We start from the raw sequence: 21,710 nt of genomic DNA, 5'->3' as shown, positions 1-21,710 counted from the left end.
AAGTAGAGTCCATGAGTACTGAGACCGTCGCTACTCCCTCTATCACCCTCGCCTTCACCGCCTCTGCCGCCCTGAGCGACAGCCTCCAGCGTGTGCTGACCGACCTTATTGCCCTCGAGCTGGTAGGAAAGCAGGCTCACTGGAACATCGTCGGTCCGAACTTCCGCGACCTCCACCTTAACCTTGACGAGGTCGTCGATATCGCTCGTGAGGGCGGTGACGAGGTCGCCGAGCGTATGCGCGCCGTCAACGCGACCCCGGACGGTCGCCCCGCCACTGTGGCAGCCACTACCAGTGTTCCTGCTGCCCCGGAGGGCGAGATCCTCACCTCCGAGGGCGTGGCCTACATCGTGTCCGCCATTGAGGCCGTCGTGGCCACGCTGCGTGGGGTGGACGAGCAGGTTGACGAGGAGGACCCGACTTCCTCCGGAATTATCGAGGACCTTATCGGCAAGCTTGAGCAGCAGGCCTGGTTCATCTCGGCTGAGGTCCGCAAGCCTGTGCGCTGAGGTCGGCAGGCGCCCGCCGAGGCGGTGTGTTGACGGGCCCCGGCCGGGGCGCCGCTGACCTGACGACGGCTCCTTCCGGCGACACGACGTGTCGTCCTGCCGGGAGGAGCCGTGTGCTGTCGGGGGCGGCCTAGGCTCGCCAGTCGCCCAGGGCTCCCTCCAGGCAGCCCAGAGCCGCCTCGACCAGCGGGTAGCGTTCCTCAGGAGGGCAGCCTGCCTGCGCCCAGCGCAGGCAGGCCGTGTCGAGGAAGCTGAGGTAGCCGTGGAAGGCGAAGTCGTCACGAGGGCCGTGGCTGCCACCGACTACCTCGGCCAGGGCAGTTACGGCCTGCTCGCGCGCCTGCTGGCGGACCTCGGTGGCGAGACCGGGCTCATGGCCGGCCAGGAGCTGGTAGGTGGTCCACCCCGGGGTGCGCTTGATGATGAAGTCAAGGTAGGTCAGGATCGAGGTGCGCACTCGGTCCCGGGCTGAGGAGCCGGTGGGCAGCGCCTTGTCGGCCTGGATAATCTGCGCGGCGATCTCCTGGACAGCCTGGGATACTACCTCCGCGTACAGGCGTGCCTTGGAGGTAAAGTACTTGTGCACCAGGGCCTCGGAGGCCTCGACCTGGTGGGCTATGGAGCTCAGAGACACGTCGTCGTAGGGCTGTGCGGCGAAGGCCTGGGCGGCGGCTGCGAGGATGAGGTCGCGACGCTCCTGGGGGTCCATCCGCCGACGGGGCCGCAGGTCAGTGCGCGGAGACATGTTGACATGGTACCGGCGACTGCGGGTATCCTCGGACCATGTCTAGTGAGCAATCTAGAATAAGTGCTCCCGGGCTCCCGACCTGGACGTCCACCTGTGTGTGGTGGCAGGTCTACCCTCTGGGGGCTACCGGGGCGCCGGTGCGGCCTGAGCCTGGCGCCCCGCTGGTCGAGCCTGGTGCCGCCCCTCGGCTGGACCGCCTGGAGCCGTGGCTCGACTACGCCGTGGAGCTCGGTGCCAACGGCCTGTCCCTGGGGCCGATCTTTGCCTCCTCCACCCACGGCTACGACACGACCGACCACTTCCAAATCGACCCGCGCCTGGGCGACGACGCCGCGTTTGACCGACTGGCCCGCTCCTGCCGGGACAGGGGGCTGGCCCTCATGCTCGACGGGGTCCTCAACCACGTGGGCGCCCAGCACCCGCTGCTGCGCGCCGCCCTGGAGGGCGGGCGTGAGCGGGAGATGTTCCGCCTTGAGGGTGCTGGGCAGGATGCTGTCGGTCCCGGCGCTGCTGAAGGTCCTGGCTACGTGACTTTTGAGGGGCACGAGTCCCTGGCGGTGCTCAACCACGACTCCCAGCAGGTCGTAGATCTCGCGGTGCGGGTTCTGTCGCACTGGCTGGACCGGGGGGCGAGCGCCTGGCGGCTGGACGCCGCCTACGCCGTGCCGCCCGCCTTCTGGGCACGCGTGCTGCCCCGAGTGCGCGAGAACCACCCCCAGGCGTGGTTCATGGGGGAGGTCATCCACGGCGACTACCCGGAGTTTGTCTCCCAGTCCACGATGGACTCCGTGACCCAGTACGAGCTGTGGAAGGCGGTGTGGAGCTCCATCAACGACGCCAACTTCTACGAGCTGGACTGGTGCCTGCGCCGTCACAACGAGATGCTGGACTCCTTCACCCCAGCCACCTTCGTGGGCAACCACGACGTCACCCGTATCGCCAGCCGGGTGGGTGAGGGCGGTGCGGCCCTGGCCGCCGTCATCCTCATGACCGTGGGTGGGGTGCCCAGTGTCTACTACGGTGACGAGCAGGCCTTCCGTGGGGTCAAGACCGAGACCCTGGGCGGGGACGACGCCGTGCGCCCGGCGCTGCCGGAGCAGCCCTCCGGGCTGTCCGCTGCGGGGCAGTGGATGTACCGGCTGCACCAGGACCTCATCGGCGTGCGGCGGCGCCACCCCTGGCTGGTTCGGGCCCGCACCGAGGTCACCTCCCTGGACAACCCGGTTCTGGCCTACGACGCCGTCGGGCAGGACGGGCAGCGCCTGGGCGTGAGCCTCGCCCTGGAGCCGCGGCCGCGGGCCGAGGTCCGTGCCCCCGGGGAGGAGGTGCTCGTGGTCGAGGCGCCGAGGTAGGTGGATTGGGTGACAGCAGCAGATAGCAGCAGATAACGGCATGGGTGTGCTGCGAGCGATGACTATTGATGGTTCCATCATCTTGAAGGTTCTTGTTCCGCAGGTGCCACCTGATCAAATGTGGAGTCCCCTGTAGCCGGGTGAAGGGTTTTCCAGTCGCTTGTCTTCTGGTAACGTAGATTGTGCTCACATCGTGATGCCGTGGGTGGGGTTAAGGTGCCCGTGGGGTCGGTCGGGGTGGGGGCGCGCACATGGTTCGGTGCCGTCCCTATCGTCGGTTCCAGCGGGAGGGGCCTCGTTAGCACTGTGGTCTGCCAATGGAGGGTAACGTGAAAAAAGCACAGAGCATCAGGAATGCGGCCATGCGGGTCTATGGGTCCCAGGGGCTCGGGGCGAGCCTGGAGGACGTCGCCGCTGACGCCGACGTCACCACCGAGGAGATTCTTGCGGAGTTCGGTTCCGTCGAGGGACTGCAGTCGGCGTGCACGAGCTACGTCTTCGAGGTTGTCGAGGAGACGCACGGGTCACTCAACCCCCAGGACGACATGTTCAAGCACCTGGTGACTGCTGACGAGTACGAGCCGGTCGTCCGCTACCTGGTGATGTGCCTGCGCGCCGGCGGCGACCTCGCCCGCCACGTCATCGAGCAGATGACTGCTGACGCCGAGCAGAACCTGGCTCGGCAGGCGCAGCACGGAGTCGTCGTCGAGAGCGCCGATCCGAAGGCCCGCGCGCGCTACCTGACGCTGAGCCAGGCCGGTGCCCTCGTCATGGAGTTCGCCATAGCCGAGCCGGGGGCCACCAGCATGGAGGTCTGGCAGAACCACGTGGCGACTACGACGCTGCCGGCTCTCGAGCTGTACTCCCACGGCATGCTTACTGACGGCGGCGCTATGCTCGAAGAGTACAAGAAGTCCGTGGTTGGCCAGGGTGCTACGCCGTAGTGGCTAGCTGAAGCCTGCGTAAGGACTTGATGAGCCCTGCGGTGTGCGGGCACTACGCTCCGTCAGGGTCTGCAGGCCGGGCTCTTCAGGGTGCGCCGATACCTCGGAGGGTAGAACGAGCCGCGCTGGTCGACGTCAAGTCCTGGCGCCCTCCCCAGGGAGGAGCCTGCGGGTGTACTGGTCCTACTGTCACGAGGCGGCTGTCCTGGGCCTGGCGGTCGGGTGGCGCGGGCCTCAAGAGAACCAGGGAGTAGAACAGCATGGATGTAGCGGTTGACGCCCATGCCCTCGGGAGCGAGGGTTTCCGGCGCCGGTACGGTGTAAGGCTCGCTTATGTCGCAGGGTCCATGTATCGCGGGATCTCTTCACCGGACATGGTCGTGCGGATGGGAGAGGCTGGCCTCCTGGCCTTCCTCGGAACTGGAGGTCTGGCGTCGGCGCGCCTCACCCGCGCGGTGGATGATGTCTGTCAACGACTCGGGGGGCGTGGAGTGTTTGGCCTGAACCTCCTGGCCGCGCCCTCCCGGCCCGTTGACGAGGAGGCCGTGGTGGACCTGTGTCTAGCACGAGACATCAGCGCTGTCGAGACGTCAGCTTTTGTTACGGTTACGCCGCCGATGGTGCGGTACCGGCTCCAGGGAGTCAGGGAGGGGCGGGACGGTGAGGTAGTAGCCCCTCGGCGGATCATGGCTAAGGTCTCCCGGCCGGAGGTCGCACGACTGTTTCTCGGGCCACCGCCCGAGCCGATCGTGCGCCAGCTGCGTGAGACCGGGCGGATCACTGAAGACGAGGCGAGGCTCGCGCGTCGGGTGACGATGGCCGACAGCATCACAGTTGAGGCGGACTCCGGCGGGCACACCGACCAGCGGTCGGCGCTGACCCTGCTCCCCGACATTCTCCGGCTCCGGGACGAGACGCAGTCGCAGGTGCCCTCCGGTCGGCGGGTGAGCATCGGCGCGGCCGGTGGTCTCGGGACGCCGGAGTCCGTGGCGGCGGTCTTCCTGATCGGTGCAGACTACGTCCTCACCGGAAGCGTCAACCAGTGCACTGTCGAGGCTGGTACCAGCGAGCTCGTCAAGGAGATGCTCCAGGGCGTCGGGACCGCCGACACGGCGATGGCTCCGGCCGGGGACATGTTCCAGGAGGGTGCCAAGGTGCAGGTTGTCGGCCGAGGCACCCTGTTCGCCCCCCGGGGACGTAAGCTCTACGAACTGTACCACCAGCACGCGTCATGGGAGGAGCTGGTCCGCAGCGACCCACGCGTCGCGCGCCAGATTGAGGAGCGGTACTTCGGCCGGGGCTTCGAGGAGGTATGGCAGGAGACCCGCGCCTACTACGGGGCTCGTTACCCGGAGGAGGTCGAGCGTGCTGAACGGCAGCCGCGTCGGAAGCTGGCGCTCGTGTTCCGACGCTACTTCTCCCTGTCCAGCCGCTGGGCACAGGAGGGGAAGGAGTCCCAGCGCGTCAACTTCCAGATCCAGTGCGGTCCTGCTCTCGGGGCCTGGAACCGGTGCGTGCGGGGCACGGCGCTCGAGCCGTGGCGGTCCCGCCACGTGGACCAGGTCGCTGACGTGCTCATGGGCGGGGCGGCAGATCTGCTGAGCGCGACCGTGGGCCGCTACGCGAGCCGCACCAGCCCACTGCCAGCGACTGTCCCGGCAGGCTCCAGCACGGGGAGGCAGTCATGACTCTGGTCCACGTGTTCCCAGGTCAAGGAGCGCAGCGTGTCGGGATGGGGGGCGAGGTCCTTGCGCGGTTCCCGCACCTGGTGGCCCAGGCCGAGTCCCAGCTCGGGTGGTCCATCCGTGAGCTGTGTGCCCAGGGTCCTACGGAAAGGCTGTCTGATACGCGCTTCACGCAACCTGCCGTCTATGTGGTCAGTGCGCTGAGCTATCTTGCGCACGTCCGAGACTCCGGCGAGGTTCCCACCCTGTTCGCGGGGCACAGCCTCGGTGAGTACACGGCGCTCTTCGCCGGGGGAGCCTACGACTTCCTGACCGGTCTGGAGATCGTCGCGCAACGGGGGCGCCTCATGGCGGAGGCGCCCCCGGGGGCCATGGCCGCTGTCATCGGCCTCAGCCACGAGGCGGTGCGGACAGCGCTGCTGGAGGCTGATGAAGGCGGTGTCACGCTGGCGAACCTGAACCTCGCCGACCAGGTTGTCGTCGCGGGCAGTCCTGAGGCGCTGGACCGTGTCACACCACCCCTGAAGACGGCCGGAGCAACGGCGGTCACTCGGCTCCGGGTGAGCGGTGCATTCCACTCCAGCCTCATGGCCGAGCCAGCCGAGCGGTTCCGGGCGTTCCTGGACGGATACCGGTTCAATCGGCTGAGGATCGCGACGTTGTCGAACGTGACTGCGGCGCCGCACGAGCAGGAGACGCTCCACGAACTGCTCGGCCGCCAGATGGTCGAGCCGGTCAACTGGGTCGGCTGCATGGACTACATGCTCAGGAAGCCTGATCCCGAGGTCGTGGACGTCGGGCCGGGGGCCGTCCTTGCCCGACTGGTCGAGAGGCACCGGGCTGCCAGGGCCGCAGGTGGCGGGCTGGGGCGATCGTGATGGCTTCTGTGACATCCGTCCGCATTAGTGCGGAGCAGGTGCGACGGTTCGCGGAGCTCAGCGGTGACGTCAACCCGCTGCACACCGACCAGGTCTATGCGCGAGCCACCCCCTTCGGACAGCCGGTGGTCCACGGGATGCTTGCAGTGCTCACCTGCCTTGCTGCGCTGCCGGAGCGCCCGGGCTGTCTCTCCTGGCTCACGGTCTCATTCGACTCGCCGGTACTGCCGGGGACCACCTACTCACTTGAAACCACGGTCGGCATGGACGACTCCGCTGAGCTCGTCCTTCTTGATGGGCGTCGTCGAGTCCTGGTTATCACGTGCGGATTCAGCTCCCGGCCAGCGAGGTGCCCCTCCGTCTCTGAGCTGGCGACCACGAGGACCGGGCGCCGGTCGACCAGCAGGGAGACGGACCCCATGCAGATGCCCCCCGGGACGAGGCACGTGAGCCCCTACAGCTGTCTGGCGACGGAGGTCGGCGACCTGAGCGAGGCACTTGACCTGCTGGGGCGCGGCGTCAACGACTTTCAGATCCAGGTGCTGGCCTGGTGCAGCTACTCAGCTGGGATGGAGATCCCCGGAACCGCTGCCCTGCTCGCCCGGCTGTCCGTCACCTTCACTGAGGACGCCCCTGAGCACGCCGTGGAGGTTCTGGGCCGCTGGGAGGTTGCTGACCATTACGTCGAGCGTGGTGTTATCGACCTCCACGGCCGACTCACCAGCCCTGCCGGATCCGGCGTCTGGGCGGTGGCTGAGGCCAGGGCCTGGGTCAGACCCACGCTGGCCGAGCCTCGGCCCGACAGCCTCGTGGACCTCCTCGACGACTCGGCCGCTCTCTGTGGCAGTGTGGCTGCCGTCATCGGCGGAAGTCGCGGGCTGGGTGCGGCGATGGTCATGGCCCTGGTGCTCCAGGGGGCGACTGTCTACCTGGTGCACCAGCACAGCACCGGCGCGGTGGCGCGGCTGCGGGAGAGCCTCGGCGCACGCAGTGACCAGGTGGTGGTGATGCAGGGTGACTGCGCCGACCCCCAGTTCTGCCGGGATCTGGCGGCCCGGATCACGGCAGAGCACGACCGCCTTGACGTGCTGGTGCTCAACGCGGCCCCCGCACTGGGGGAGCAGGATCCTGACGTTGACGACGGGCAGCGCCTCGTCGCCTATGTGCAGCGGGCGCTCTCCATGGTGCATACCCCGCTGGCAGCGCTCGGGGACCTGGTCGACAAGGCGGTCGGCTCGATCGTCTGGGTGTCCAGTTCCGCCGTGTCAGCGCCGGTAGAGGGCTGGAGCCACTACGTCACCGCGAAGACGGCAGTCGAGGGCCTGGCTCGGTCCGTGCGCACCCGCTACCCGGCATCCCGCTCCCTTGTGGTCCGGCCTCCCCGCCTCCTGACGACCCTGACGTCGCTTGGTCTGCATGATGACCCCCTCCCTCCAGGCAAGGTAGCCGCTGCGGTTGTGCGGTGGTTGGCCGAGCGTGGGCAGGGCGGGGGGACGACTGCTGTTCTGGAGGAGTTCCCGGGACAGCCTCAGGTACCGGAGGACGGGGAGCGGACAGGTGCCGCCACCCTGCCCGAGCCGGACTCCGTGGACGTCCCGACGTTGCAGATCGTGGCGACCTTCACTGCGGACCCGGTGCTCCCTGCGCTCGGCTTCTGGGCGGGCAGGCTGAACCTGGGGCTCAGGCCACGGCTGAGCCCGTACGCGCAGGTGCTCCAGGAGCTCCTTGACCCCGGCAGCGCGATGGCGGGCAACAAGGGCGGGGTTAACGTCGTCCTCCTGCGTCCCTCGGACTGGGCTCCACAGAGCCGTACCGGGTTGACCCGTGACCTGGCGGAGGCTGTTAGTACCTCGGCCGGTCGCTCAGGCATCCCGCACGTCGTCATTGTCTGCCCCTCCCCGGAGGGATCGGACCCTGCGGACACGGAGAGCCAGCACGCGCTCCTCAAGCAGCTCCAGGACCAGCTGTCCGCAGTGCCTGGCGCACACGTCCTGTCAACCGACCACTTCGGACCGCAGTACGTAGGGCCGGAGCACCATGACCCGATCCGGGACCGCCTCGGCCACATCCCGTACACCCGTGAGGGCTTTGCCGGGCTGGCGACCGCTGTCGCGCGCAGTGTCCGGGCGGTGCTGAGGCCCCCGGCCAAGGTTCTCGTGCTCGACGCGGACAACACGCTGTGGGACGGCGTGTGCGGCGAGGACGGGCCCCAGGGCGTCCGCTTGGACGCAGCGCACCTAGATCTGCAGCGCTGGGCGCTGGATCTGCGCGGGCGCGGCGTGCTGTTGGGGTTGGTCAGCAAGAACCACGATGCTGATGTGCGTGCGGTGCTGCAGCGTCCAGACATGCTGGTCACGTCTGAGCACCTGGCTGCCAGGCGCGTCAGTTGGTCACCGAAGTCCACCGCTATTCGCGAGATGGTGGCTGAGCTCGACCTCAGCCTGGACTCCGTGGTCTTCGTCGACGACAGCCCGGTAGAGATCGGGGAGGTCGCGGCCCGCCTCCCACAGGTGCTTGGTATTCGACTGCCGAGCAGTACCGCAGGAATCCGGTCGGTTGTCGACCACACCTGGGCATTTGACCAGCTAGAGGTGACGATTGAGGACCGCAGGCGCGCCGAGCGCTACCAGGAGGCCCGGGAGCGTCAGAGGTTCCAGACCTCCGCTCCCGACCTCGCCTCCTTCGTCGCCGGGCTGGACCTGCGCGTCGACATGCGCGAGGTCGACGAGGAGGATCACGCACGGGTCTCGCAGATGACCTACCGCACCACGCAGTTCAACACCACGGGCCTACGACTCTCGACCGGGGAGGTCGCCCGGCTCGTGGAACGAGGTACGGCCTGCTGGGTGGCCTCGGTGGCAGACCGTTTCGGCGACCACGGGATCACGTGCCTGGCTGTCGTCTCCCACGACGACGAGACCATGTTTGTGGAGAACCTGCTCATGAGCTGCCGGGTGCTCGGCAAGGGGGCGGAGCACGCGGTATTTGCCCGGCTGGGCCGTATCGCCCTGGACCTCGGGCTCACCACCGTCGAGCTTCCCGTCATCCCTACGGAGCGCAACCAGCCGGTGCGCGACTTCCTGCAGGCTGTGACGGGCCCGGCTACGCAGGCACAGCAGGCGGACGGGACGACCGTCCTGGTGCACAGGATGTCGGCGGAGGCTGCGGCATCCGTGAAGTTCGATCCCGACGTCGCCAGCGCTGCGGCAGCCACGGCGCGGCGGTCGCCGCCACCTGCTACCTCGTCGAGGGACCGCTTCACGGGGCTGTCGGACATCCCGGCTGATCTTGCCACGCCAGCGCAGGTGGATCTTGCGGTCAACGAGCCGCCGGACCAGGTCCCGGTGGAGCCCCGGCACGGCGCGGGGACGGCCCGGGCACAGTCGGTGGTCGAGGTCTTCTCCAAGGTGCTGCGTCGACCGGCCGCTCAGCTGGGGCCGTGGACGCGGTTGGAGGATCTCGGTCTAAGCTCGATGCTGCGTGTCGAGCTCATGGCTGAGTTGGAGAGGCAGAGCGGGCGTCTGCCCTCTACGTTGCTCTATGAGAGCGAGACCCTTGCGGATGTTGCCAGGGTGATCAGCGCCGGGTCCTCGCCGTCCCCGCCGGATCTGCCAGATCTCGAGCCGGTGGAGACCAGGTCCCGGCCTGTGACCGAGGAGCCCCGGCCGCCCGCTGAGCCTATGAGGGTCGACGCCGCCCGCGGTAGTGCGGTGGCCGTCGTGGGCCTGGCGGGCCGCTACCCTGGTGCCAGGACGCCAGACGAGCTCTGGGACGTGCTGTCCAGCGGCAGCACCCAGGTGCGTGAGATGCCTGCGGCCCGGCAGACCCAGGCCTTCCGGGATGCCTCCCCCGGGGCAGAGGGCCTCAGGCCGTGGCGGGGGTGCTTCCTCGACGACGTCATGGCCTTCGACTCGTTGTACTTCAAGATCTCACCGCTCGAGGCCGCGGCGATGGATCCCCAGCAGCGTCTCTTCCTCGAGACAGCCACCGAGGCGCTCCAGGACGCTGGCTACACCTCGGCGGGCCTGGGGCGGCACGTCGGAGTCTACGTCGGGGCCATGGCCTGCGACTATGCTGTTGCCTCCGCGCACGCGGCCGTGGAGGGGACCGCAGCGCTCCCGCACTCCGCGCTGTACCAGATCGCCAACCGAGTCTCGTACGTCCATGACTTCCACGGCCCCAGCATCACCGTGGACACGGCCTGCTCGAGCTCCGGGGTGGCTGTACACCTGGCGTGCCAGGATCTCCGCAGCGGCAAGGTGGAGGCGGCCGTCGTCGGCGGGGTCAACCTCATCCTGCATCCGGCCCGTTTCATCCAGTACTCGCACATGGGCATGCTGTCGCTGACGGGTGCGTGCCGACCTTTCGGCGCTGGGGCTGACGGTATGGTGCTGGGAGAAGGAGCCGGTGCTGCTCTTCTCAAGCCGCTGGAGGCTGCTGAGCGGGACGGGGACCACATCTACGGGGTGCTACGGGGAAGCGCTGTCAACACTGCCGGCCACACCCAGGGATTCACTGTCCCGAGCCCCTCCCGGCAGTCGGAGCTGGTGCGTGACGCTCTTGAGGACGCGGGCCTGTCGGCTGAGCGAGTGTCTGTGGTCGAGGCGCACGGGACGGGGACCCCTCTCGGCGACCCTATTGAGATCCGCGGCCTCGCCGAGGCGCTCGCCTCGCGTAGGGCTGTCGGGAAGACCTGCCTGGTCTCCAGCGTCAAGTCCGTGATCGGCCACCTCGAGCCTGCGGCAGGGATCGCCGGTCTCACCAAGGTGCTCCTCCAGCTGAGGCACCAGACCGTCCTGCCCTCGCTGGGGGCGGAGGAGACGAGCCCGGAGATCGACTTCGCTACCACTCCCTTCTCTGTCCCCACCGTCTCCTGCCCGTGGCCCGACGAGGGGGAGCCGCGCGTCGTGGGAGTGAGCTCGTTCGGTGCAGGCGGGGTGAACGCTCACCTGGTTGTTGAGGAGTACCGATCCCAGGCCGTCCCGCAGGCGGAAAGGGACGGCGAGGAGCTGGTGGTGCTGTCCGCACGTGCTGACGACCAGCTTGTGGCTAGCGCGCAGCGACTGCACGACCATCTCTGCGGAGTCGGAGCCGATCTTGCTCTGGCCGACGTAGCGTACACGCTGCGGGTGGGACGTCGGCCGATGGAGCGTCGGCTGGCGCTCGTGGTCGCAGATCGGGAGAGCCTTATACGTGCACTTGAGGAGTACGTCGAGGATGGTCCCGATACGGTCAGCAGCGCCGTCTGCCTCGTGGGCCAGCGGCCCGGGGGCCAGCAGGCGGAGGGGCTGACCCACGTGCTGGGCACGGGTTACGGGGTCGAGTTCCTGGCTCGGCTGGGTGGGGACGGCGAGCTGTCCTCGCTGGCGACGCTGTGGGTCCAGGGCGTAGAGATCCCGTGGCCGGAGGTACTGCCAGCACGTGGTGCCCACCGGGTCTCGCTGCCGACCTACCCCTTCGCGTCGCCGGTGCACGCGCTAGCCGGCACCGGACCGCAGGAGCAGCCTGTGCAGACGGGTCCGGACAGGCAGCCTGACCGGTCCGACGACACAGCCGACGGGCTCCCGCTGGGCGGGGGAGGAGTGCCTGACAACCTCGACGATACCGGCATCCAGGTCCACCTGGACGGGGCCGAGCCCTGGCTCCGGGACCACGTCATCTCTGGTGAGTACCTGGTGCCCGGCGTGATATGCCTGGACCTTGTCCTACGTCTTGCCGTGCGTACGGCATCACCCGCTGGGTCGTGGGACCGGGGCCCCTACCTCGTCAGCAACGTTGTCTGGGCGACTCCCCTGGCCGTGTCCGGCAGCGGACTGACGGTCTCCGTCCGCAGTGAGGACACTGACACCTCCTCGCGAGCCCTGGGTCTCTACCGGGATGAACCTGGAGCGCCTGCCGCCGTGCGGGCTGTGGTGACGCGGGCCGCACGGGCTGAGGTCTGCGAGCTGGCGGCGCAGGGCCCCGAGGTGGGAACCACCTGGTCAACGGAGGAGGTCTACGCGAACCTGGCCGGGCGCGGCATGGCCTACGGTCCCTCCCTGCAGGGCCTGCGCTCGGTGGAGGCCTGGGCTGACGGTGCCCGTTCGGTTGTCGCGCTCCCCGCCACGTCCGCGGACCACTCCAACCAGTCCAAGGATCACGTCATGCACCCGGCGATCCTTGACGGCGCCCTGCAGACGGTGCTGGTGGGCAGTGGCAGGAGCGGTGCCTACCTGCCGTACTCCCTGTCAGAGTGCTGGGTCAGTGCCCGGGGAGTGCAGGAAGAGGCCACGGTGCAGGTGAGCTACCGGCGCCGGGACGCCACGATGCTTCGCTGCGACCTGGACGTGGTCGCGGCGGATGGAACCCTGCTTACGGCACTGCGGGACCTTGTCCTCCTGCCGGCTGCCGACGAGCCGGCCCGGTCCGGGAATATCCGGGCTCTCCGGCCGGTGTGGCAGGAGGGCGACTCGGGTGGGCTGCCACCTGAGGCTGACGGTGCTGCCGGTCCCACGCACGTCGTCGTGCTCTCGCAGGAGCGTACCGACCACGAGGCGTGGTGCCGGGCGCAGGCGTCAGGCGACTGGACCCTGGTGGGGCCGGAGGACCTGGACGGCCTGCTGGCCGACGGGTCCGCCAGCACGATGGTGGTTGACTACCGCGGACTGCGCGGCGGGCCGACCTCGGCGGCGGAGCGGCTGTCTCAGGTCCGTGACGTGACGACGGCTGTGCTGCGTGCGCAGGGGGTCGCGACCCACCTGCTGCTGACTCCCCCGGCGGAGAGCGACCCGGCGGCCGTCGCCGCCGCCGGGTTCTCGCTCGCGGCGACCCGTGAGTCTGCGGGCCTGCGGTCAGTCCGGGTGGAGGTGCCACGTGCCGATGATGTGCCCGCCCCGCAAGCCCTGCTGGCGGAGTGGCGTCACAGCGACGTCGAGGTCCGTGCCCCGCATCCAGGCGCCGGTCGCCAGGTCCGTGGTTTCGAGGAGGTCGCCCCGACGCTCCAGGCGTCGAGGTTGCGGCAGGGCGCACACTACGTGGTCACCGGCGGAGGCGGTGGGATCGGCCGGAGGCTGGGCCACTGGTTGGCGCGGACCCTCGGGGCCAGCGTCCTGCTCCTGGGGCGCTCGCCCCAGGAGCCCTGGGCTGGTGAGCGCCCGCAAACCGCCCCCGGCGAGGTGCGCTACATGTCCTGTGACGTCACGGACCGCGACGCCCTGGCAGACGTCCTGGCGCAGGAGCGGGCCGCGTACGGTCCCCTGCACGGAGTCATCCACGCGGCCGGCGTGATCGACGACGCCCCGGCTGTGCAGAAGTCCTATGAACGCTGTGCACGGGTCCTGGCCCCCAAGGCCACCGGGGCGGCTCTGCTGGACGTGCTGACCTCGGAGGACCCGCTGGAGCTCTTCGTCATGATGTCCTCCACGTCTGGCACTCTTGGCAGCGCTGGCCAGTGCAGCTACTCGATGGCAAACCGTTTTCTTGATGCCTTCGCCGAGCACCGCCAGGCGCAGGTGAGACGTGGTGCTCGTCTGGGCCACACCGTCTCCCTCATCTGGCCCCTGTGGTCGGACGGGGGCATGAAGCCAGATCCCACGGTGGATCAAGCGCTGCGACAGGCCACAGGCTTCACCCCGGTCTCTTCTGAGGAGGCGTTCACGTTCTTCGAGCAGGCGCTGGCCCTGGACGAGCCCGTTGTCATGGCTGCTCACGGAGACACGGCGCGGATTCGCAGCACGCTCCTGCGTCGTCCGGCTCCACGGCCGACCCGTGCCACCGCCCACCGACGGGTGGAGGCGCCCGGCCCCTCCCGCATCGCAGTGGCCGCCGTGCTGCGCGAGCTCGCCGTCGCTCTGCTGCATATTGACGAGCACGACCTGGAAGGCGACGTCGAGTTCAGCGAGGTCGGCTTCGACTCCGTGCTCTACGCCGAGTTCGCCACCATGATCAACGAGCGTCTCGGGACCGACGTCTCACCCGTGGTGTTCTTCGACCACGCGACCGTTGACCTCCTTGCCGACCACCTCCTGGTGGCGCACACCCCGCGCCTGCCGGACGAGGCGGGCGCATCCACCGTCAACCACCCTGGCGGCTCCAGGACTGCCGAGCCGCAGGTACGGCTGGGCCGGGCTGAGACGACCGGCCCTGGCACGGCTCCTGCCGGGCCGGGCGCCCGGCAGGAGGCGGGTGACCAGGGTGAGGAGGTCCCGGTCTGGGCGAATGACGTCGCCGTGGTGGGGATGGCCGGGCGCTTCCCCGGTGCGGACGATCTTGAGACCTTCTGGCAGAACCTGGTCAGGGGGGTCGACTCGGTGCGCGAGGTGCCGACGGATCGCTGGGACTGGCGAGAGCAGGAGCCGAAGCGCCCTGGCGAGCCCGGGGCGACCCGGTGCCGGTGGGGTGGCTTCCTTTCCGACATCGAGGCCTTCGACCACGAGCTCTTCCACATCTCGGGCTGGGAGGCCGGACTGATGGACCCCCAGCAGCGCCTCTTCCTCGAGTCCTCCTGGGCCGCCCTGGAGGACTCGGGCCGCGACCCCTGGTCGCTGCGCGGATCCCGGACAGGCGTCTTCGCTGGTGTGAGCCTGCACGACCACCTGCACCGGCTCCTGAGCAGCGGGGCCGTACCGGTGGGACACCTGGCGACCGGCAACGTGCACGCCATTGTTGCCAACCGCGTCTCCCACCTGCTCGATCTGCGAGGTCCCAGTGAGGTGGTCGACACTGCGTGCTCGAGCTCCCTCACCGCGCTGCACCGGGCCGTGACAGCGCTGCGTGCCGGTGAGTGCGACCTGGCGGTCGTCGGCGGCGTGAACGCGCTGCTGACCCCCTTCTGGTTCGCCGCCTTCGACAACGCGGGCATGCTCTCCCCGCAGGGGCGGTGCGCGACCTTTGACGCCTCGGCGGACGGCTACGTGCGGGGCGAGGGAGTCGGCGTCGTCGTCCTGCGACGCCTCCGTGACGCCCTGGAAGACGGTGACACGGTACACGGAGTCGTCACAGGTACGGCGGTCGCGCACGGAGGGCGTGCGCACTCTCTTACTGCGCCGCGTCCTGCAGCGCAGGCGGAGGTCGTCGCTGCAGCCCACCACCAGGCGGGCGACCGCGCACCGGTCAGCTATGTCGAGACCCACGGGACAGGCACCCCCCTCGGTGACCCGATCGAGGTCGAGGGCCTGAGGCTGGCGGGCATCGGCACCGACGCCACAGGGGCGCCCCGCGCGGACCGCGTGTACCTCGGCTCCCTCAAGTCGGCGATCGGGCACCTGGAGTCGGCTTCCGGGGTCGCCGGACTCATCAAGGTCCTCCTGGCGATGCGCCACCGCTGGCTCCCGGGGAACCTCCACTACGAGACCCCCAACCCGCACCTGGGACTTGCAGGTACGACGCTGTGCCCCCTGGACCGTGGGCGCGCGTGGGAGCCCGTCGACGCGGCTGGTGACCCGGTCCCGCTGAGGGCTGGGCTGTCGGCCTTTGGGTTCGGAGGAACCAACGCCCACGTCGTCCTCGACGAGCCGCCCGCTCCCGCACGCCGTTGTCCTGCGTCGGGCTCCGGGCCGCTCGTCGCGACGCTGTCGGCGCCCGACCCGGATCGTCTGCAGGATTACGCGAGGAGCGTGGCCAAGGTCCTGAGCGCCGGATCTGACTGCCTGGATGCCGCAGACGTCGCCTGGACCCTGCGTGACGGCCGCCCAGCACTGGAGCACCGGGTCGCTGTCGTGGCGGAGAGCGTGCCGGAGATGGCTCGCGGCCTCCGCGACTTCGCTGACCGTGTTGAGCGGGTCAACGTGTTCTCCAGTCGCGTCGCCCGCGAGGACGGTGCCAGTGCCAACGGTGACGAGGGACCCGTGCCCTCGGCCCGGGAGACCAGGGCCGAGGTGGCGCAGCGGCAGGCCCGGGAGTGGGTGCGCGGGGGGCCTCCGCCCGACTTGCCGAGCAGCGGCGGTCCCCGCCGCAGGGTGTCCCTGCCGACCCACCCCTTCGCGCGGGTTCCGATCCCCTTCGGCACCGCCCTGCCGGGGGCCGGTGCCGTCAACGACCCGGCTGGTGAGCGGCTGGTCCTGCTGCGTCCCTCGTGGGTCCCTGTGAAGGCCCCGCCTGCCGTGGTGCCGCAGACCAGGCCCACCGTGGTCGTCCTTGCCGGCTCCGGGGCCGCGCTGGACCTTGCCGCTGCTGCCCATGCGGTGCCGGGCGCGCGCTGGGTACTTCTTCGCGAGGACACCGGGCTCCCGCAGGTCGCGCGGGAGGAGTACGTCCTGGGAAAGACGGCGGCGGAGGCGGAGGCCACCCTCGAGTCTGTCCTCACCGACCACGAGATCGACGCGGTGATCGATCTGACCGGAGTGGACCCAGGCGGGGGACCGGTGCCGGAGGAGCGGCTTGAGGACCAGCTGCTGCCCCTGATCGGGCGGCGCCTGCGCTCGGCCCCTGATGCTCAGCTTCGCGTCCTGGTGGTCGGGAGGCAGACCTGGGAGCGCCCGGACCAGGCGCGCCGGATGGCAGTGGTGCGCGCGCTGGGCGCCGAGTACCAGCGAGTGGTTGCTGGCGCACTGGAGCTGGACCCAGTCCCGGATGATCCCGCCGAGCTCCTGACGCAGGCCCTCACGGAGCTCTGTCGGCTCGACGAGCAGGACCCGGGCTGGACGCTTCTTCAGGGGCAGGACCGCTGGGCCAGGTCCTTCGAGGAGATCTCGGCCCCGACGCCCGCGCTGGTGCCGGGTCGCTTCGGGCCCTTTGGCATCGACCCGGAGGACACCTATGTCATCACCGGCGGCACGAGCGGACTCGGGCTCGCGGTGGCCGAGCGCCTTGTCGAGCGTGGCGCCCGGCGCCTGGCGCTGCTCGGGCGACGTCCTCTCCCCGCTGCTGAGACCTGGGACAGCATCGGGCCCGACCACCCGAGGTCGGCGTCAGTGGCAGCCCTACGGAGGCTCCGTCACCGTGGCGCGGCGATCGCGACCCACACCGGGTCCCTGGCCGACCAGGCTGACGTGGCGGACTTCCTCAGGCGGTGCACCGGTGCCCGGGGACGGATCGCCGGCGTCGTCCACTGCGCCGGAGACGTCCCTCGGGCTCCCGTTCCCTTCCTCCACCAGTCGCCGGACGAGGTGCGCCAGAGTTGGCAGGCGAAGGACTCCGGGTGGGATGTAGTCGCTGGGTGCCTCCAGCAGGCGCGTCCTGACTTCATCGTGCTCTTCTCTTCGGTCTCCGCAGCCCTTCCAGCGCTGAGCGCGGGATGGGCCTCCTACGCCGGGGCCAACGCCTATCTGGACGCTGAGGCGATGCGGTGCTGGGGCCAGGACGGAGGCACGGCCCTTCGATCTATCGGCTGGGCGAGCTGGCAGGGCGCAGGTACCGGGGTCGTGACGACGCCGGAGGCGGAGAGGTCCGGCCTGCGGCCCCTGTCCGTGACCGAGGGCCTAGACCTCCTCGAGCGCGCGCTGATGGTGGACGAGCCGCATCTGCTCGCGGTGAAGATCGACCCGCAGCACTCGACGCCTGTCGCAGGTCCTGCCCAGAGCACCTCGCAGGAGCAGGGCCGGGCAGAGGCGGCCAGTACCCCGGCTCCGCCAGGCCTCGGAGCGCCGCTTCCTGCCGCTGCTGGTACCGAGGCTTTTCTCCTCGGCCTGTTCGAGGAGCACCTGAAGGTCTCGCGCGAGGCCCTGGCTGCTGGCGCGACCTTTGGCGAGCTGGGAGTCGACTCCATCTTCATTGCTGGGCTCGTCCCCATGCTTGAGCAGTACCTGGGCCGCCCGGTGCAGCCCACGACGGTCCTTGAGCACGACACGGTGCACGCTCTCGCGGCCGCGCTAGGAGCCCCGGAGGGTGCTGCCCCGACGTCGGGGCAGCACCCTCCGGGGCCTCCGGATCTGCTGGCCGCCCCACGGCCTGTCTCGTCCCAGGCTGAGGAGCCGGCAGCAGGCTGCGGGCCGGTCGCGATCATCGGCATGGCGGGACGCTACCCAGGCGCGCCGGACCTTGAGGCCTTCTGGGAGGTACTGTCCGCTGGCAGGTGCACGGTGAGGGAGGTTCCTCGTCGGCGATGGGACGTGGACGCCCTGTACCGTCGGGACTGGCAGCCTGGTGCCATCACAAGCCGTTGGGGCGGGTTCCTGGAGGACGTGGACCAGTTCGACCCGGAGTACTTCGGGATCGACCCTGAGGTAGCCACAGAGATGCACCCCAGTATCCGTGTCTTTCTGGAGGTCGGTGACGCGACCTTGCGCTCGGCTGGCTACGACCGCTCCGAGCTGGACGGACGGCGGGTCGGGGTCTACGTCGGCGGCGGGACGGAGGGGCACGGCAGCGTCGTGCGCGAGCCCGGACCCCACAGCGCTACCGCGCAGAACCAGAGCTTCTTGGCGGCCCAGCTTGCGCAGTGGCTGAACCTCCGCGGGCCCCACCTCGTGGTCGACACGGCCTGCTCGTCGTCTCTGGCCGCCCTCCACCTGGGTCTCCAGGCGGTGCGGGCAGGAGACTGCGACCTCTGCCTGGTCGGCGGGGTGGATCTGCTCCTGGACGAGATGCCCTACCTGAGGCTGAGCGCTGCTCGGGCGCTTTCCCCCGACGGCCTGTGCCGTGCCTTCGACGCCGGGGCCAACGGGCTGGTCCTGGGCGAGGGAGCGGGTGCGGTCCTGCTCAAGCCGCTCAAGAAGGCCGTGGCGGACGGGGACCAGGTCATGGCGGTGGTCGAGGGGACGGCCATGAACAACGACGGCCGGACGATGGGCCTGACGACCCCCAACCCGCAGGCGCAGCAGGAGGTCGTGGAGGAGGCGCTCTCGGCAGCAGGCGTTGCCGCGTCATCGGTCAGCTACGTGGAGGCGCACGGTACCGGCACGCTAATCGGCGACCCGATCGAGATGCAGGCGCTGTCCGCCGTCTTCGACGCAGCAACCGCCGTACACCGAAGTTGCGGTATCGGGAGCGTGAAGTCGAACATCGGCCACCTTCTTCGGGCTGCTGGTATGGCGTCCCTGCACAAGGTGCTGCTCGCGCTGGCGCATGGGCAGCTCCCCCCGACCCTGCACTGCCAGGAGCCGAACCCGCGCTTCAACCTTGCCGACTCTGCCCTTGAGCCGGTGACCTCGTTGACGCCGTGGCCTGAGCGGGACGGTGTCCGTCGCGCAGGTGTGAGCGCCTTCGGCTTCGGCGGCACCAATGTGCATGTTGTCCTCCGGGGTGCCCAGCCCAGTGAGCGTAGCGCCCAGGCCCGTCAGCCTCTTCCGGACGCGCCTGTCAGACGACGCAGCCTCTGGGCGGGCGGCACGGGCAGGCAGCGGTCTCGGCCTGCGACCCGGCGCCGGGAGCCGCTGCTCGTTCTCCAGGAAGGCGAGTGACGAGATGGACAAGCTGATGGGCGGCCCAGGGGAGCCAGACGTGACGGACCAGATTAGCAATCGGTGTTTCTCTGCCGTCCTGCCGTGCGACTCGGCACCGTTCCGGGACCACCAGGTGCACGGGGCCAGGGTGCTGCCAGGCGTCTTCCTCATCGACATGGTGCTGCGGTCCCTGCGTGGCTGCGGCGTGGACACCGCCCGGGTCGAGCTGCGCCGCTGCCGCTTCCGCAGTCCTGTGGTCGCCGAGGAGCGCGACACCCACCTCCGGGTCGAGCTCTTCGCCCTGGGGGCTGAGCCTGCGCGCGCTGTCGTGGCAACCCGTGACCTCCAGGACGGTACCTGGACTACGCGCATGGAGTGCGCCATCCTCCCAGCGTCCCCCTGGCCTGAGGCTGAGGGGGCCTGGAACGCCGAGGCGCCGAGCGGCACCGAGGACCTCGGCGAGGTGTACGCCTTCGCACGGAGCCTGGGAATCCAGCACGGTCCTTTTATGCGCCCCGGTGGGTGGGTAGCGGCGAACGGTAAGAGGGCCTGGGCAGAGCTTCGGCTCACGGGAGCGGCCGCGGACGCCCAGGAGGACTTCTACATCCACCCGGTGCTCCTGGACTCGGCTACTCTCATGCCCTTCTGGGCCCTGGGCCCGGCACGGCGCAGCGAGCTCTCGGAGCCGTTGGTCCCCCTCTTCGTCGACAGGGTCGTGGCGCGTGCTCCCCTGCCGGGCCGGGTACGCGTCCTCGTCCCCGAGGTCCGTAGCCCTGCGAAGGGTCTCGAGACGTTTGAGTCAAGCATCCTGCTGGGACCGCTGGCCGGGCAGGAGTGGAGCGTGGGCCTGTTCGGGTTTGTCGCCAAGCGCGTTCGTTCTGCCGCGCACCTGGGGCTGTCGCTAGGCGGGAGCCAGGCCGGGACGTGTCCGGCTTCTGCTACCGGGGACAGGGAGGGGGCGTTGTGCCAGGGTGAGGAGAAGGCCACCGCCCTCCGACTGGTTGAGCGCCTTGTCCAGGACCGGCTGGGTCCCGGGGACGGAGAGGTAGGGCCGGACCGAGGCTTCTACGAGCTGGGACTCGACTCTGGCGACCTGCTGTCCATGACCGACAGGCTCGAGGAGCTGCTGGGGCAGCAGCTGTACCCGACGCTGCTTTTCGACCACCCGACCCCTGCTGCGCTCGCCGCCCACCTGGAGTCCGAGCACGCTCAGGCCGTGGACAGCCTGCCAGCCGAGGTGACCGTGGACGATCCGGCGACCGGGCCGCAGAGGATCCTCTCCGGCGCCCTGGCTGCGCCAGGCACACGGACTGAGGCGCCCACGCTCGGGCCTGTCGCGATCGTAGGACTTGCTGGCAGGTTCCCGGGGGCGGAGACGGTCGAGGAGCTCTGGGAGGTGCTTGCATCAGGCGCAGACTGTGTGACGGAGGTGCCAGCCGACCGGTGGGACTGGCGTGACCACTTCGACGCTGCACCCGGTGCAGCGGGCAAGAGCTACAGCCGGTGGGGTGGATTCCTTGATCGGCCGGACTGCTTCGACCCGCTCTTCTTCGCGATCTCACCGCGCGACGCTGCACGGATGGACCCGCAGGAACGCCTGTTCCTGGAGACCTCCTGGGCGGTCCTGGAGGATGCGGGGTACTCGCCTGACCGTGTGCAGGACGAGCTGGGCGGCAGCGTGGGCGTGTTCGTCGGTGCGATGTGGAGCGACTACCAGCTCTTCGGGCTGGAGGAGTCCCTGCGCGGGAACCCCCAGGTGGCGGGGTCCTGGTTCTCCTCTATCCCCAACCGGGTCTCGTTCGCTCTAGACCTGCACGGACCGAGCGTGGCCGTGGACACGGCCTGCTCCTCATCTCTCCAGGCCATCCATCTCGCGTGCCAGAGCATCCGCTCAGGAGAGTGCCGGGCGGCCCTCGTCGGCGGCGTGAACCTCAGCCTGCACCCCTCAAAGTACGCCACGCTCAGTGAACTGAGAATGCTCTCCCCGACCGGCCGCTGCCGCGCCTTCGGTGACGAGGCCGACGGGTACGTCCCTGGTGAGGGCGTCGGCTGCGTCCTGCTGCGACCCCTGCAGGACGCCCTTCGTGCTGGTGACCAGATCCTGGCGGTCATCCGGGGGTCGGCCGTCCGGCACGGGGGGCATACCGGAGGGTTCTCCGTGCCCAGCGCCAGCTCGCAGGCGGCCCTCCTCCGCGACGCGCTTGCGGCATCGAGTACCGATGCGGGCTCAGTCGCAGCGATCGAGGCACACGGGACGGGGACCGCGCTTGGTGACCCTATCGAGGTCGCTGCGCTC

The 21,710-nt window shown here is 69.5% G+C and carries 8 protein-coding genes (1 of these 8 running past the window's edge); 7 read left to right on the top strand and 1 reads right to left on the bottom strand.

Going from position 1 to position 21,710, the window contains the following annotated elements; genetic code table 11:
- Positions 1-11 precede the first annotated feature (11 nt).
- Positions 12-509, top strand: a complete 498-nt coding sequence (locus D4740_RS09740; RefSeq protein ID WP_119836756.1) for a Dps family protein — start codon at positions 12-14, stop codon at positions 507-509.
- 130 nt (positions 510-639) lie between these two features.
- Here D4740_RS09740 and D4740_RS09735 read toward each other — a convergent pair whose 3' ends face one another.
- Positions 640-1,254: a TetR/AcrR family transcriptional regulator gene (locus tag D4740_RS09735; protein WP_119836755.1), complete on the bottom strand. Its 615-nt coding sequence runs from the start codon at positions 1,252-1,254 to the stop codon at positions 640-642.
- A gap of 38 nt (positions 1,255-1,292) precedes the next feature.
- Between D4740_RS09735 and D4740_RS09730 the strand changes: the two genes are divergently transcribed.
- The 6 genes from D4740_RS09730 to D4740_RS09705 all read left to right on the top strand — a co-directional run.
- The gene (locus D4740_RS09730; RefSeq protein ID WP_119836754.1) at positions 1,293-2,609 is read left to right on the top strand and encodes an alpha-amylase family protein; all 1,317 of its coding nucleotides are present in this window, start codon (positions 1,293-1,295) and stop codon (positions 2,607-2,609) included.
- A gap of 362 nt (positions 2,610-2,971) precedes the next feature.
- Positions 2,972-3,553 (top strand): hypothetical protein, encoded by a 582-nt coding sequence (locus tag D4740_RS09725; protein WP_119836753.1) that lies wholly within the window; start codon positions 2,972-2,974, stop codon positions 3,551-3,553.
- 260 nt (positions 3,554-3,813) lie between these two features.
- Positions 3,814-5,241: a PfaD family polyunsaturated fatty acid/polyketide biosynthesis protein gene (locus tag D4740_RS09720; RefSeq protein WP_119836752.1), complete on the top strand. Its 1,428-nt coding sequence runs from the start codon at positions 3,814-3,816 to the stop codon at positions 5,239-5,241.
- Positions 5,238-6,116, top strand: a complete 879-nt coding sequence (fabD, locus tag D4740_RS09715; protein ID WP_119836751.1) for an ACP S-malonyltransferase — start codon at positions 5,238-5,240, stop codon at positions 6,114-6,116. The genes D4740_RS09720 and fabD overlap by 4 nt, the downstream gene beginning before the upstream one ends.
- Positions 6,116-19,432: an SDR family NAD(P)-dependent oxidoreductase gene (locus D4740_RS09710; protein WP_119836750.1), complete on the top strand. Its 13,317-nt coding sequence runs from the start codon at positions 6,116-6,118 to the stop codon at positions 19,430-19,432. Before fabD ends, D4740_RS09710 begins: the two co-directional genes overlap by 1 nt.
- Positions 19,433-19,472: 40 nt before the next feature.
- Positions 19,473-21,710, top strand: partial view of a beta-ketoacyl synthase N-terminal-like domain-containing protein gene (locus D4740_RS09705; protein ID WP_182911391.1) — the beginning only. 4,923 nt of this gene lie beyond the right edge of the window; 2,238 of the gene's 7,161 nt are visible here — the first part of the coding sequence; the start codon lies at positions 19,473-19,475; its stop codon lies off the right edge, out of view.

This window comes from Actinomyces sp. 2119 (genome assembly GCF_003591215.1).
Lineage (GTDB): Bacteria > Actinomycetota > Actinomycetes > Actinomycetales > Actinomycetaceae > Actinomyces > Actinomyces lilanjuaniae.
The sequence above is the reverse complement of the archived record's forward strand: the minus strand, read 5'-3'. Positions and strand labels throughout refer to the sequence as shown.